General features: G+C 42.4%; 8 protein-coding genes. All 8 read left to right on the forward strand.

The window, feature by feature from the left end; genetic code table 11:
* Positions 1 to 75: 75 nt before the first annotated feature.
* The 8 genes from HMPREF1528_RS11150 (at position 76) to HMPREF1528_RS11185 (ending at position 14,653) form a co-directional block, all read left to right on the forward strand.
* Entirely contained in the window at positions 76 to 1,707 is a 1,632-nt protein-coding gene (locus HMPREF1528_RS11150) for a DUF6377 domain-containing protein (protein ID WP_016479832.1), read from the forward strand.
* Positions 1,708 to 1,869: 162 nt separating this feature from the next.
* Positions 1,870 to 4,839, forward strand: coding sequence for a SusC/RagA family TonB-linked outer membrane protein (locus tag HMPREF1528_RS11155; protein WP_016479833.1), 2,970 nt, complete (start codon positions 1,870 to 1,872; stop codon positions 4,837 to 4,839).
* Between the two features lie 13 nt (positions 4,840 to 4,852).
* Complete coding sequence (locus tag HMPREF1528_RS11160; protein ID WP_016479834.1) at positions 4,853 to 6,349, forward strand: RagB/SusD family nutrient uptake outer membrane protein; 1,497 nt, start codon at positions 4,853 to 4,855, stop codon at positions 6,347 to 6,349.
* Positions 6,349 to 7,854, forward strand: a complete 1,506-nt coding sequence (locus tag HMPREF1528_RS11165; RefSeq protein ID WP_016479835.1) for a glycoside hydrolase family 30 protein — start codon at positions 6,349 to 6,351, stop codon at positions 7,852 to 7,854. The genes HMPREF1528_RS11160 and HMPREF1528_RS11165 overlap by 1 nt, the downstream gene beginning before the upstream one ends.
* Before the next feature lie 88 nt (positions 7,855 to 7,942).
* Positions 7,943 to 8,674: a GDSL-type esterase/lipase family protein gene (locus HMPREF1528_RS11170; protein ID WP_016479836.1), complete on the forward strand. Its 732-nt coding sequence runs from the start codon at positions 7,943 to 7,945 to the stop codon at positions 8,672 to 8,674.
* 522 nt (positions 8,675 to 9,196) lie between these two features.
* The gene (locus HMPREF1528_RS11175) at positions 9,197 to 11,401 is read left to right on the forward strand and encodes a glycoside hydrolase family 3 C-terminal domain-containing protein (RefSeq protein WP_198010007.1); all 2,205 of its coding nucleotides are present in this window, start codon (positions 9,197 to 9,199) and stop codon (positions 11,399 to 11,401) included.
* A gap of 176 nt (positions 11,402 to 11,577) precedes the next feature.
* On the forward strand, positions 11,578 to 13,176 hold the full coding sequence (gene lnt / locus HMPREF1528_RS11180; RefSeq protein WP_016479838.1) for an apolipoprotein N-acyltransferase: 1,599 nt from the start codon (positions 11,578 to 11,580) through the stop codon (positions 13,174 to 13,176).
* A gap of 88 nt (positions 13,177 to 13,264) precedes the next feature.
* Entirely contained in the window at positions 13,265 to 14,653 is a 1,389-nt protein-coding gene (locus HMPREF1528_RS11185) for an aromatic amino acid ammonia-lyase (protein WP_016479839.1), read from the forward strand.
* Positions 14,654 to 14,684 lie beyond the last annotated feature (31 nt).

Below are 14,684 nucleotides of genomic sequence, written 5' to 3' on the forward strand. Positions count from 1 at the left end.
TTAAATGCTCGTCGTGCTACGACCTTTGGCAAAGTTGATTGAGCAGTATGTCCAAAGTTTTAAAAAACAAACCTTATGAAAAACTATATCACACTCTTTATCATATTCTTGTTGGGAAGGAATGTAGCGGTGGCACAAGAGAACAAAGAAGCTGTACTCCACCGGCTCAACCAAACCATTGAGCAGAGTGCCACTTATATACAAGCCAAAGAACAGCGTATTACTTCTTTGAAAAAGGCTCTTAAAAAAGCCTCTCAACCAACAGAAAAATACGACCTGCACAAACAATTGTATACCGAATACCGAAAATTTAAGGTCGATTCGGCAGTAGCCTATTTGCTGAAAAACGAACAAATAGCAATAGCTTTAAACGATGCTGAAAAGCAAGACGAAACCCATATTTTACTTTCTAAACTCTATTCGGTAAAAGGAATGTACATAGAAGCGTTGCAACTGCTAAAAGCTATCGATAAACACCGATTACCCAAGAAATCACTGTGTGAATATTACGATTCGTGTTATGCCTTGTGCAGTCATTATGGGCAAAGCATCAATAATAGCGCTTATTTGAGTGCCTCCAACCGCTACCGTGATTCCTTATTATTGTGCATAGACAAACAGTCGCTTACTTTTAAAGTAAACAGTGCTATCGATGAGTTCTTTACAGGAGACAAGAACCGCGCTATGCAACAGTTTCAGCAACTATTGCCTCAAACTACCGAAGAGGAACCTGAACGTGCTATAATAGCTTATTATTTAGGTCTTGTAGAACGAGAAAAAGGAAATGACGACCTTCAAGAATACTATTTTGTCCTTTCTGCTATCGCCGACATCAAAAATGCAATCAAAGATAACGCTTCCTTGCAGAGCTTAGCGCTTACTTACTACAAACGAGGGAATATAAGCAAAGCCTATCAGTTTATCAAAATGGCAATAGATGATGCTGCCTTCTGCAATGTGCGACACCGCGCCGAAGAAGGTGCCTCTTTCTATTCCATCATCAACACCGCCTATCAAGAGAAAGAAGCCAAACAAAAGAAAGAATTACAACTGTATTTGGTACTCATCAGTGTGTTATCAGTAGCCCTGATTATCGCTTTGGTATATGTGTACAAACAAGTAAAGCGATTGATAAAGATACGTAAAGAACTCTCTTACAGTAATCAGCAACTCGAAAAACTCAACACCGACCTACAACAGATGAACCAAAACCTCGAAGAGGCAAACCTCAACCTCGAGGAGGCTAATCTTATTAAAGAAGAGTATATTGCTCATTTCTTCAACCTCTGTTCAGCGTATATCGATAAGATTGAAAACTACCGAAAACTACTCTACAAAAAGGCTTCTAAACATCAGTTTGACGACCTTACCAAGGTGTTAAAATCTACCACTGTGGTAGAACAAGAATTAGAGGCTCTCTACAAGAATTTTGATACTATCTTCCTCAATATATACCCGCATTTTGTAACCCACTTCAATGCTCTTTTAGAAGAAGGAGAGCAAATCTTCCCTAAAAAAGGCGAACTACTGAATACCGAATTGCGTATTTTTGCTCTCATTCGTTTAGGCATCACCGATAGTAATAAGATAGCCGAATTCTTGCGCTATTCTCTTCGTACAGTGTACAACTATCGCACCAAAGTACGGAATAAAGCGAAAGGAGAACGCGATACTTTCGAAGAAAAAGTGAAGAAAATACGTAATTAATAGGTGAAATTTCAGTACTTTTTTAAGATTTTTTCACAATTCAATTAACTAATATTCAATTGGATATTTTTTGAAAGTAGTACTTTTCTAATACTCAATTACGCACAAGTGTTTTTTTGCTGTACTTTTGGAGCAACTAAACAAACGTAATGTTTTTATTTTATGAAAGTACTCAAAGAACATTTAATGCTAATGATGGTACTGTTAGTAGGCTTTGTAGGTTTTGCCCAAGCACAATACAGCAGAGTAACAGGTACCGTAACCGATGACAAAGGAGCACCTCTTCCTGGTGTTTCTGTAGTAATAAAAGGTACTACCAAAGGCGTAGCTACTGATTTCGACGGTAAGTATACACTTACTGAAGTAGCTCGAGGAGCTGTTTTAGAGTTTTCTTCTGTAGGCTACAAAACCCTCGATTTAAAAGTAACAGGTGAACAGCTCAATGTCAAACTTTCTGAAGTTGCCCAAGACCTCGATGAGATAGTAGTAGTGGGTTATGGTACTCAAAAACGTGGTGATGTAACCACGGCAATCACCTCAGTAAAGACCCAAGACCTCGACCAACGTCCTGTAACCTCAGCAGCTCAAGCTATTCAAGGGCGTGCTGCGGGTATCCAAGTAGTGCAACCTAGTGGTGCTCCAGGCGCAGGCTTGGCAGTGCGCATTCGCGGGAATACCTCTATCAGCGCGTCCAACGACCCTCTATATGTAGTAGATGGTATCCCTGTGCAAGACATCAGTGGGATTGCCCCTACCGATATTGAGAATATGCAAGTACTTAAAGATGCTTCCTCAGCAGCTATCTACGGTTCACGTGCTGCTAATGGCGTAGTGCTTATCACTACCAAACACGGAAAACGCAACGAGCCTAAAGTATCTGTTAATACTTATGTGGGTATCTCGCAAGTAGCCAAACGCATAGAATCCTTAAATACGGCTCAATACAAGGAACTGATGGACGAAACAGGTGCTGTTACTCTTCCTTCAGGTCTTACCGACAAAACCGATTGGTTCGACGAGACCTTCCGCAAGAGTATTATCCGCAATACACAGCTTTCTTTCTCAAATGCAACTGAAAATACCAAGTATTACATTTCAGCAGGGAACTCTAAAGATGAAGGGGTTATTCGCTCTTCTTTCTTCGAGCGTTATAATGTGCGCCTCAACTTAGAAACCAAAATGCGCAAATGGCTCACTTTTGAAACCAATCTATCCTATTCCGATTACTCGTCTAATGGTATTATTACCGGTACGGGCTCTAACCGTGCAGGGGTAGTGCTTTCGGTAATCAATACGCCTAAATACGCCCCTATATGGAGCGATAAACCCGGTGAGGAAGGTTGGTATTACTACAATTTCTATGGAGCAAACCTCACTCACCCTGTAGAGAATATCTCTCGTAATGCCGACAATACCTCTAAGAGCAATCGCTTGGTAGGAAGCGTATCGGCTATCGTAACTTTCTTGCCGAGCTTGAAGTTCAAATCTACAGTAGGTATCGACCGTTTAGGACGCACTCAAACTCATTGGACTGACCCTAAACTCGCCGAATATGGACGTAAGATCTTCGGTACTGCCGACGATATTCGTACTAACAACACTGTGATGACTTACGACAATTTGCTTACCTTCGATAAGAGTTTCGGCAAGCATAATCTTTCTGCTTTGGCAGGTACTTCAGGAACGGTATCTAAATGGAACGAAAGCTATTTGTATGCCTCTCACTTCCTTACACCCGATATCAAAACCCTCAATGCTGCCAATAAAATAGAACAAGGTAGTGGTTCGAGTGCTGCCGAATGGGCGATTATGTCGTATTTAGGTCGTATTTCTTATAACTACGATAGCAAATACCTTCTCACAGCTAATTTCCGCGCCGATGGTTCTTCAAAATTAGCACCTGGAAAACGCTGGGGGTACTTCCCTTCTGTATCCGTCGGTTGGCGTATCTCACAAGAAAACTTCTTGAAGAATGTAGAATGGCTTAGCGAACTCAAATTGCGCGGTGGCTGGGGACAAACAGGTAACCAAGCGGGTATATCCGATTACGGCTACTTGCAACGCTTTTCTATCACTCGCCAAAACTGGTGGGAGGCAGGCAAAGGTGATGCAATGGTAACCCTGCGTCCTAATTCATTCTCTAACCCTAACCTCACTTGGGAAACCACTACTCAAAGCAATATAGGGCTTGACCTTTCGCTTTTCAAAAACCGTATTTCTTTAGCGGTAGACGCTTACCTTAAAAAGACTACCGATTTATTGATGGATGTGCCTCTTCCTGCTACTTCACCAGTGCCTTCTATCTATCGCAATGAGGGCGAAATGACCAATAAAGGGTTAGAGTTCTCTGTGGATAGCCGTAACCTTACAGGTAATTTTGAATGGAATACAAACTTCAATATCTCGTTCAACCGCAATGAGCTAACTAAACTTACCCTTCAAAAAGTGTATTACTACGCCAGCACTTCCGAAGCTATTACTGAACAAGTGGTGCGTATTACCGAAGGGCAGCCTTTGGGCAAGTTCTGGGGATTTATAAGTGAAGGTGTAGACCCTCAAACAGGTAATATCAAATACAAAGACCTCAATGGTGATGGTAAAATCTCAGTGTCCGATAAAACTTATATAGGCGACCCTAACCCCGATTTCACCTTTGGGCTTACCAATGACTTCACTTATAAGAACTTCACTTTAAGTGTTTTCTTTCAAGGTTCTTATGGTAATGATATCTACAACGCTTCTCGCATAGAAACTGAAGGTATGTACGATGGTAAAAACCAATCAACAGCAGTACTCAACCGTTGGAGAAAACCTGGTGACATTACCGACATTCCTCGTGCTGTAAGAAGTACCGATAACATCAAAGCCTCTTCGCGATGGGTAGAAGATGGTTCGTATTTGCGTCTCAAAACACTTACTCTGGCTTATAACCTTTCCAATGAGGAATTGTTGAAATATGGTATTCGCAAGATACAACCTTATTTCACAGCTCAAAACCTTTGGACACTCACTAACTACAAAGGTTTTGACCCCGAAGTAAACCAAGGGCTTTCAGGTCCTACGATGGGTATCGATTGGGGTACTTATCCTCAAACCAAAACTTTTATCTTTGGCTTAAACATTGATTTTTAATACCTATACAAAAATGAAAAGATATATATACCTTTCACTCTCGTTAGTAGCACTAACGGCGTGCAGTTTAGATAAAGACCCTATTTCGGAGTTCAACGAGAAAAACACAACTGCCGAGGGCAAAAGCTCTTCTGCCATAGAAACCAAAGCACAAATGCAAACCCGCTACGAGGCTATCTATGCTTTCGTACGAGGTAGCGCGCAAGAGTTCTGGACGTTAGACTTCCTCCAAAATACCGAAACTCGTGCCGATAACGCTTATGCAGGTACTTCTGGCGTCGAGATTACTTCTATAGAACAGAACAGCCAAGATGCATCTAACGGAAATATCAAACGTGATTGGCAAAAATACTTAGAAGGTATCAACTTAGCCAATGTAGTAATTGCCAATGTAGATAAAGTGCCCGATGCCTCGCTTACAACAACTGAACGCAAACAGTGGAAAGCCGAAGCTAAAATACTCAAAGCGTGGCTTTTATTTGATATGGTGCGCTTTTGGGGAGCAGTCCCTATTCCTCCTATCGAAGTCCCTGAAATATCATCTGAAAATGTAGAAGAAACCTACAAATTGCTCTTTCCTGAACGCACTTCAGTTGCCGAGGTGTACAACATCATTCGCACCAACCTTGAGGAGGCTCTCGTCGATGCTCCTGCTGTGAAGGCTAACGATAAGTTCTTCTTTAGTCGCGCAGTTGCCAATGCACTCTTAGCTCACGTATATGCCGAGAAACCTATACGCGATTACAACAAAACCATTCAGTATTGCGCAGCCGTAGAAGCCGATGGCTTTTCTCTCTTGCCTAATTACGCCGATTTATTTCAAATCAACGATGCTAAAACCGATGTAAAAGTGCGTAACTCTGCCGAGTCTATCTTCGAGATTACCTACTCTCAAGGCGGACAAACGTGGTTACCAGGGCTCTTCGGCTTAAACTACACCAACCCCAATAGCACTTACAATTGGGCGAAATGGGTAACCCCTTCACGCGACCTCATAGCTGCTTTCGATGCCGAAGGTGATACCGTGCGCAAAGATCAAGCTATCGTTTGGGGGCAACCTTCTTGGAAAAATTATTACCCTTCTGAACACTATCCTTTTATGTACAAAATACGTTCAGGAGGCAGTAGTATCATCAAGTTGCGTTTAGCCGATATCCTCTTGCTAAAAGCTGAAGCCTATGCCGCTTTAGGTCAAACCGCTCAGGCGGCTGCCTTAGTAAATCAAGTACGCGCAAGGGTAGGACTTGCTGCTATTTCCTCTTCTCTTTCAAAAGAACAAATGAAAGCAGCCGTACTCAAAGAACGTCGCCTTGAATTAGCTTTTGAAGGTTTCCGTTGGTTCGATTTGGTGCGTAACGATAAAGCCATTGAAACAATGAACTCTCTCAACGCAAGAGATACTGGTAGACTAAAACAAACCTACCCGCTCAACGAGAACACAGTGCTTTATCCTATTCCACAAACTGAATTAGAAAACAATAAAAAACTCACCCAAAATCCTGGTTACTAATGAAATTATTCCCGTCTTTTTTACTTGTAATACTCTGGAGCATCGCTTCCTGCAGCTGCCAGAAAAAATCCAACACAGGGGAGGAACCTACTCCTCCCCCTGTTGTTGAGCCATCGGTAGGTAAAGTGAGCGTATTGCTGACTACAGCCAATCGCCAAAAAGAATTCTACAAAGAGCAAACCGACCTAAAGCTCATCAAAAACCCTAACGCATCTTATAGTATCACCCTAAAACCTGCTGAAAAATTTCAAACTATCTATGGTTTCGGGGCTGCCATTACAGGTTCTACCTGTTATAACTTGATGCAGATGTCCCCCGCCGATAGAAAGGCGTTCCTCACCGAAACCTTCTCCGAAACTGAAGGCTTTGGGCAGAATTTTGTGCGTATATCCATCGGCTGTTCCGACTTTTCTCTAAGTGAATACACTCTTTGCGATACCAAGGGAATAGAGCATTTTGCCCTCACCAAAGAGGAAACGCAATACGTGATTCCTATACTCAAAGAGATTCTCGCTATCAACCCCAAAGAGCAGATTATTGGCTCTCCTTGGACACCTCCACGCTGGATGAAGGTCAATAACCTTACCGATTTGCAACCTCATAACCAATGGACAAGCGGTCAGCTGAACCCTGCTCACTATCAGGATTATGCGCTGTACTTTGCCAAATGGTTGCAAGCGATGAAAGACAATGGATTGAACGTCAATGCCATTACTATACAAAACGAACCCCTCAACAGGGGCAACTCGGCTTCTATGTATATGGGATGGGACGAACAGCTCGCCTTTATCAAAAACGCCTTAGGGAAAACTCTGCGCGACAAAGGTTTCACTGAGGTTAAAATCTACCTCTTCGACCATAACTACAACTACGATAATATACCTTCGCAACAGCAATACCCCTTACATATCTATAAAGATACCGATGCCTCTCAGTACGTTGCGGGGGCTGCTTACCATAACTATGGGGGAAATCCTAACGAATTGAGCAACATTCATAACCAATACCCAAATAAAGAACTCATCTTTACAGAAAGCTCCATAGGTACTTGGAACGATGGTCGCAATCTTGAACGCCGTCTCACCGAAGATATGCAAGAGCTTGGTATCAAAACTCTGAACAATCATTGCAAGGCGGTGATAGTGTGGAATTTAATGCTAGACGAGCACGGAGCTCCCAATCGTGAAGGCGGTTGCAAAACTTGTTTTGGTGCGGTTGATATCCAAACATCCGATTATAAGACAATGCAACGCAATTCGCACTACTATGTGATAAGTCATCTTTCGGCAGTCATCAAGCAGGGAGCGACCCGTATAGGCGTTGAGAAAACCACCGACGACAACGTGCAATGTACCGCATTCGAGAACCCCGACGGCTCTTTGGCTTGTGTGTTGTTGAATAAAAAGAAAGAAGCAACCTATCTGACCCTAAGCACCGGCAAGTACTATTTCTCTTATGAAGTACCCACTAACAGCGTGGTATCCTTTTTGATACCTAAAATATAAACAGAAATTGTAAACTTTGCCAGAGCTCGTAGCACGAGAGGCTATAATAACTTTGGCAAAGTTGAACATCAACAAATTAATTAAGCGAATGAAAAGAATATTACTGTTGTTATTCCTATTAGTAACAACCTTTGCGAGTGCGCAAACCGCAACCCCTACAACCCTTATCAAAACCGTTATTCCGTTTGAACAACGCGACGAAACTTCTTGGATTACCCGCTATCAAGGCGATATCAATCGTTATCAGAAGGAGAATAAACGCTTAAAAGACCTCTCTTGCGACGTACTCTTTCTGGGGAGTTCATCTATCAATCTGTGGGATACTATCTATGAAGATTTTGCCCCACTGAAACTCATTCGTCGTTCCTACGGAGGGGCTACTTTGCGCGATATGATTTACAATTACAACACTATTGCCAAAGGCTATACCCCTAAAAGCATTTTGCTATACGTGGAAAATGATTTGGGCAATCATAAGGAAGGTGTAAATGCCGTGAAGTGCTTTGATCTTTTCCGTATATTTATCGACAAACTCAAAAAAGACTACCCCAATACGCCTCTGATTATGGTATCGCTAAAACCCTCACAACACAAAGCCGACCAGCTGAAAGACCAGCTATTGGTAAACGCTCTTTTAGAGGAAAACGCCACTGCACAAGGTTACACTTATATTGATATCACCAAAGTAATGTACGATGAAGCGGGTAATCTTCGTACCGATATCTTTAAAGAAGATAACCTACATATGAATGCCGAAGGTTATAAGCTATGGACAGCTATTCTCAAACCGCTTCTTATTAAAAAAGTGAGAGGAGAATAGATTAGCAAGTTAACAGATTAATAGATTTGTAAATGAAGAGTGAGACGTATATTAGGAGATATAGAACTTTTAGATTGCTGAAAAAATGTTAAAGTATGCTAAAAGGACGAGAAAAACACAAACTTTTTTAGGAGGTACTTATTTTTCACCTTAAATAGCTAAAATACTAATAATCAGTTTATTCTATTACTTTTTATATTTTACTTTTCAGCCACTTTGGACGAACCTAAAGCGAACCTAAGGCGAAGGTAAGACGAAGCTAAACCGAAGATAAGGCGTTACTAAACTGAAAATCAATTGGCTAAAAAGAGGTATAAAAATCTGAAGAAAATATGTTAAAAATTAGTTTTTGACGAAAAAAACGCAAAAATATTATCTCTGAAAAAAAAATGAAATTTGTTTTATTGAGAGGTAGTATTTCTATTTGCTCAATTCTAAGAACACTAACAACTAAAAATGACTAAACTAACAACTAAAAATGACTAAACTAACAACTAAAAATGACTAAACTAACAACTAAAAATGACTAATATGAAAAATATAAAAACTTTACTGCTTTGCTGTGCCGTAGGTACGCTCTCAGCCCAGCAAACGCCTGTTTATTTAGACGCTTCGCAACCTATTGAGAAGCGTATAGACGATGCCCTCTCGCGAATGACCTTAGAGGAAAAAGTAGCTATGTGCCACGCTCAATCTAAGTTCAGTGCCCCTGGCGTGCCCCGCTTGGGTATTCCCGAAAACTGGATGACCGATGGTCCTCACGGCATACGTCCCGAAGTACTTTGGGACGAGTGGAATCAAGCAGGTTGGACAAATGATAAATGCACCGCTTTCCCCGCCCTCACTTGCCTTGCGGCTACGTGGAATCCCGCTCTCAGCAAAGTCTACGGGAAAGCCATAGGCGAAGAAGCCCGCTATCGCAACAAAAACGTACTCTTAGGTCCTGGGGTGAACATCTACCGCATTCCTCTCAACGGGCGCAATTTCGAGTATATGGGTGAAGACCCTTATTTGGCATCCAAAATGGTCGTGCCTTATGTGCAAGGCGTCCAAGCCAATGGCGTGGCTGCTTGTGTGAAACACTATGCGCTTAACAATCAAGAAATCAACCGCCATACAGTGAATGTAAAGGTAGACGACCGCGCCCTGTATGAGATTTACCTCCCTGCTTTCAAAGCCGCTGTGCAAGAGGGAAAAGCGTGGAGCATAATGGGGTCTTATAACAAATACAAAGACCAATGGGCTTGCCAAAACCAATACCTATTGCAAGACATCTTGCGAAAAGAATGGGGCTTTGACGGTGCCGTAGTATCCGATTGGGGTGGAGTGAACAACACGGATGGCGCTGCCCTCCACGGATTGGATATGGAATTTGGTACTTGGACTGACGGAATGGTCGAAAACCGCTCGAATGCTTACGACCATTACTTCCTTGCTCAACCTTTTCTCGAGAAACTGAAATCGGGGGAAATAAAAGAAGAAGTAGTAAATGAAAAGGTGCGCAATATCCTCCGACTCGTATTCCGCACCAATATGGCAACCAATCGACCCTTTGGGTCATTCGCCTCACCAGAACACTTTGCCGTCGCTCGCAAGATAGGACAAGAAGGCATCGTACTGCTCAAAAACGATAAAAATGTATTGCCTATCGACGTTAAAAAGGCAAAAACCATAGCCGTAATAGGCGAGAATGCTATTAAAATGATGACCGTAGGTGGAGGAAGTTCCTCACTTAAAGCCGTTCACGAGATACTCCCCTTAGACGGAATCAAAAACCGTGTGGGCAATACAGCCAAAGTGCTCTATGCACGTGGCTATGCCAGCGACGATTACAAAGACCAAGACGGGCTTGCTGCCAACGATATCACCGATAAACGTCCGGCGCAAGAACTCCTTGCCGAAGCTGTAAAAACCGCTAAACAAGCTGATGTAGTTATCTTTATAGGCGGACTCAACAAACACGATGGTCAGGATTGTGAGGGTAACGACCGCAAACAATACGGCTTACCTTACGGACAAGATGCTGTGATTAAGGCTTTGGCAAAAGCCAATAAAAACTTAACAGTAGTACTCATTTCGGGGAATGCAATGGCGATGCCTTGGGTGAAAAGCATACCTGCCATTGTACAAGATTGGTATTTAGGATCCGAAGCAGGCAACTCCCTCGCCGATGTACTCTTCGGTGATGTAACCCCTTCGGGCAAATTGCCTTTCACTTTCCCAGTGCGTTTGGAGGACAATGGAGCCGTAGCTTTAGGTGAATACCCAGGTGATAAAGATGTTACCTACAATGAAGGCATTTTGGTAGGCTACCGCTACGCCGATACCAAAGGGGTAAAACCACTATTCCCTTTCGGTCACGGACTTTCTTACACTACTTTCAAATACGGCAAACTCACTGCCAATAAGAAGACCACCAACGGCGATATCAGCTTCTCGGTAACAGTACAGAACACCGGCAAACGCTATGGTGCTGAAGTAGTACAACTGTATTTGCACGACGAAGAAGCTTCAGTATTACGCCCGTACAAAGAGCTCAAAGGTTTTGAGAAAGTATTCTTGAAGGCAGGAGAGACCAAAACTGTAACTTTCCACATCACCAAGCAAGACCTCTCCTTCTTCGACCCCAACCAACACGCTTGGGTAGCCGAAAAAGGAACTTTTAAAGCCTTAGTAGGCACCTCTTCTGGTGACATTAAAAGCACGGTTGATTTCACCTTAGAATAAATATTTTTTTACTTTTCATATGAGAAAAGCTTGAAGTCTTGTGGACTTCAAGCTTTTTTGCTTAAAGGAGCTTGAGACACTTTGCCAAAGTTGAATTGGCGACAACATTTTTTCATCATTTATCATTTATCATTCGCAATTGTTTTTTATCTTTGCCACATTATTAAGTGTCTATAATGAAGAAAAACATACTCCTCGCCCTGCTTTCAGGGGCTTTACTCGCCTGTGGGTGGGTAACTTACGGCATTACTGCCCTTATATTCATTGCCTTAGTACCTCTCTTACTAATGGAAGCGCGCATTAGGCGTGATTACCAGCATACCAAACGCAAGGTGTTTGCACTCTCTTATTTGGCTTTTCTCACTTGGAATATCCCCACCACCTGGTGGATATGGTACTCTACCCAAATAGGAGCAATTTTTGCTATTTTGGCAAACACTCTCTTGATGACACTCACTTTCTTCCTCTATCATATCGTAGCGAAACGTATGAACCGGAAAGTGTCGCTCGTTTTCTTAGTAGCGATATGGCTCTCTTTTGAGAAATTCCACCTCACGTGGGACGTCTCTTGGCCTTGGCTGAACTTAGGAAACGTTTTTTCCGAACAAGTTACGTGGATACAGTGGTACGAATATACGGGCACTTTCGGGGGCTCACTATGGGTATGGCTTGTGAATATCGTACTTTTTATAGGCTTAACCGATTATCTTTCTACTAAAAACCGTAAAGCATTTGCCCGAAAAGTGGGGGTGGCAATGCTTTTTTTTGCTATTCCTGTGGTGATTTCGTATTTCCAGTATATCAATTATAGCGAAGCAGGCAAAAAGACAATCAATGCTATTGTTTTACAACCTAATATTGATCCTTATCAAGAAAAATACGCACTTTCCAATCAAGAAGTAGGTAGGCTCTTGGTACAACTTGCTACTGAAAATATAGACGACCAAGTGAATTTTATCATCACTCCCGAAACGGTTTTTGCTGAAAACATTAAGTTACAAGATTTACCTGTTTCGTGGGAAGTATCTATTTTGCGTACTTTACTCAGTCACTATCCTAATGTAAACTGGATAGCAGGAGCTTCTATGATTGAGTTTGTAAGAGACAAAGCCCAGACAACCTCACAAAGCAACTACTTACCCGACTATGGTTTTTGGTACAACGATTACAATTCGGCTTTCTTGCTCAATCGCAATGCTGAAGTACCACTATATCACAAGAGCAAACTGGTGGTAGCAGTGGAAAATTTCCCTTATCAGCAGGTGCTAAAACCTATTTTAGGCGAAACCCTTATCAACCTTGGCGGTACGGTAGCCCTAAAAACTACCCAGCCTGAACGCACTGCCTTTGCAGGAGTAGACACCGAGGGCAAGGCAGCACCTATCATTTGCTATGAGACTATCTATGGTGAGTTTGTAACGGGGTATATTAAGAAAGGGGCTAACTTCTTGGCAATTCTCACCAACGATGCGTGGTGGCGCGATACGCAGGGTTACAAACAGCTACTCAGTTACACCCGCTTGCGTGCGATTGAAACCCGTCGCAGCGTAGCCCGCAGTGCTAATACAGGTGTTTCGGCCTTTATCAATGGTAGAGGAGATATACTCAAAACCCTTCGTTACGGCACCCGAGGTAGTTTGAAAGGTACCATCGCCTTAAACGACGGACTCACATTTTACGTTCAAATGGGCGACTACATCGCTCGCATTGCGTATTTCTTGGCGTTTTTTGTTTTCTTGTATGCGGTATTGAGGAAACGTGAAAAAAGGTCGTAGCACGACGGGCAATTAAAAAATTTGGCAAAGTTGAATACCTCTATTTGCATCACTTTTCTAACGACTAAAAAACTAACGAGTAAATCGTATGGAACACTACATTTCAAACGAAGTCCTTCTGCTTGAACAACTAACAGCTATTATAGAAGGCGATACACAACTGAAACTCTCAGAAGAAGCGGTAATTAATATTGAAACTTGTCACCGTTTTCTCAGTGATTATCTCCAAAAAGACCCCAAATCTCTGAACAATCTTTCGGTAGACTCTATGTCCCTCTTGCGCCATTATGCTTGTGGCATAGGAGAGCGCATTCCTAACGAGATTGTCAAGCTGATGCTTTTCTTGAAAATACAATCCTTCTCCTACGGCTATAGTGGGGTGCGATTAGCGTTGGTGCAACGTCTCATCGACTTTTATAATCACGGGGTCTTCCCTGTAGTTTATTCCAAAGATATCCCCGATGAACGCATTGCCTTAGCACACCTTGCCTTGCCTCTGTTTGGTGAAGGCGAAGTGTGCATACAGCACAAAGTCTATTCGGCTCAAGAGTTAGAAGGCAAATACGGTTGGCAACCTCTATCGTCAGAAGGACGCGAAGCTGATGCCCTGCTGAATGGTACCCAGCTCACCACTGCTTATGGCATCTACAACCTCAGCAAATCGCTCAAACTTATTCAGTGGGCAGACTTTGTAGCATCGGTTTCCACACAAGTATTTGGAGGCAACCTCTCGGCATTCTCGGAAGCAATGCAAGTGGTACGTCCGCACAAAGGACTTGTAGAAACGGCAGAACATCTTCGTATGCTTCTGAAAGACAGTGTCCTCTCTGAGCACCCACAAGCCTTCTCGTCTATGCCCGAAGCCTTTTGCTCTATTCCTCAAATACACGGAGCCGTCCGAGAGTCGATTGCAGCTATTCGTAAGGTAATTAAAACCGAGATGAACTCAGTTACCGATAACCCTATTCTCTTCCCCGAAACTCAAGAAGTTATCTTCGGAGGTAATTCACATACTCTGCCTCTCTCATTAGCAATGGACTTTTTGGCGATTACCCTCACCAGCTTGGGCAATATTAGCGAGCGACGCGTGTTCTACTTGCTTTCTAATATCGGTAAAGAGATAGAAACTGAAATAGATTACCCTATTTTCCAACGAATTATTGAAGGAATATTGAACGAAAACCGTCGTCTTTCCACTCCTGCAAGCATTGAGAGTCCGATTTTATTTGAAAAAACAATAGACATCAAAGGAATGGGTGGCAGTTCGGCTATTAAATGCGAGCAAGTAGTGAAAAATATAGAAGAAATATTGGCTATTGAACTCATTTTGGCTACTTCACTGTGGAAAAAGAAACAATTTGAGCATCATTCAGCTTTATTTAAGGAATATCTCTCTTTTATGGCAGAAGAGGAAGTAACTACCCTCAAGAAGCAAATAGAGCACACAATAAGGTTTTTTGAGATGAACAATGAATAATTGATAATTAATTCATATCTTTGGGGCAAAA

The sequence above is a fragment of the Capnocytophaga sp. oral taxon 336 str. F0502 genome, assembly GCF_000411575.1.
In the GTDB taxonomy this organism is placed as follows: domain Bacteria; phylum Bacteroidota; class Bacteroidia; order Flavobacteriales; family Flavobacteriaceae; genus Capnocytophaga; species Capnocytophaga ochracea.

What these genes read in the sequence shown, in the direction of transcription:
- HMPREF1528_RS11150 (WP_016479832.1), top strand. Translation starts at nt 76, where the DNA reads ATGAAAAACTATATCACACTCTTTATCATATTCTTGTTGGGAAGGAAT.
- HMPREF1528_RS11155 (WP_016479833.1), top strand. Translation starts at nt 1,870, where the DNA reads ATGAAAGTACTCAAAGAACATTTAATGCTAATGATGGTACTGTTAGTA.
- HMPREF1528_RS11160 (WP_016479834.1), top strand. Translation starts at nt 4,853, where the DNA reads ATGAAAAGATATATATACCTTTCACTCTCGTTAGTAGCACTAACGGCG.
- HMPREF1528_RS11165 (WP_016479835.1), top strand. Translation starts at nt 6,349, where the DNA reads ATGAAATTATTCCCGTCTTTTTTACTTGTAATACTCTGGAGCATCGCT.
- HMPREF1528_RS11170 (WP_016479836.1), top strand. Translation starts at nt 7,943, where the DNA reads ATGAAAAGAATATTACTGTTGTTATTCCTATTAGTAACAACCTTTGCG.
- HMPREF1528_RS11175 (WP_198010007.1), top strand. Translation starts at nt 9,197, where the DNA reads ATGACTAATATGAAAAATATAAAAACTTTACTGCTTTGCTGTGCCGTA.
- lnt (WP_016479838.1), top strand. Translation starts at nt 11,578, where the DNA reads ATGAAGAAAAACATACTCCTCGCCCTGCTTTCAGGGGCTTTACTCGCC.
- HMPREF1528_RS11185 (WP_016479839.1), top strand. Translation starts at nt 13,265, where the DNA reads ATGGAACACTACATTTCAAACGAAGTCCTTCTGCTTGAACAACTAACA.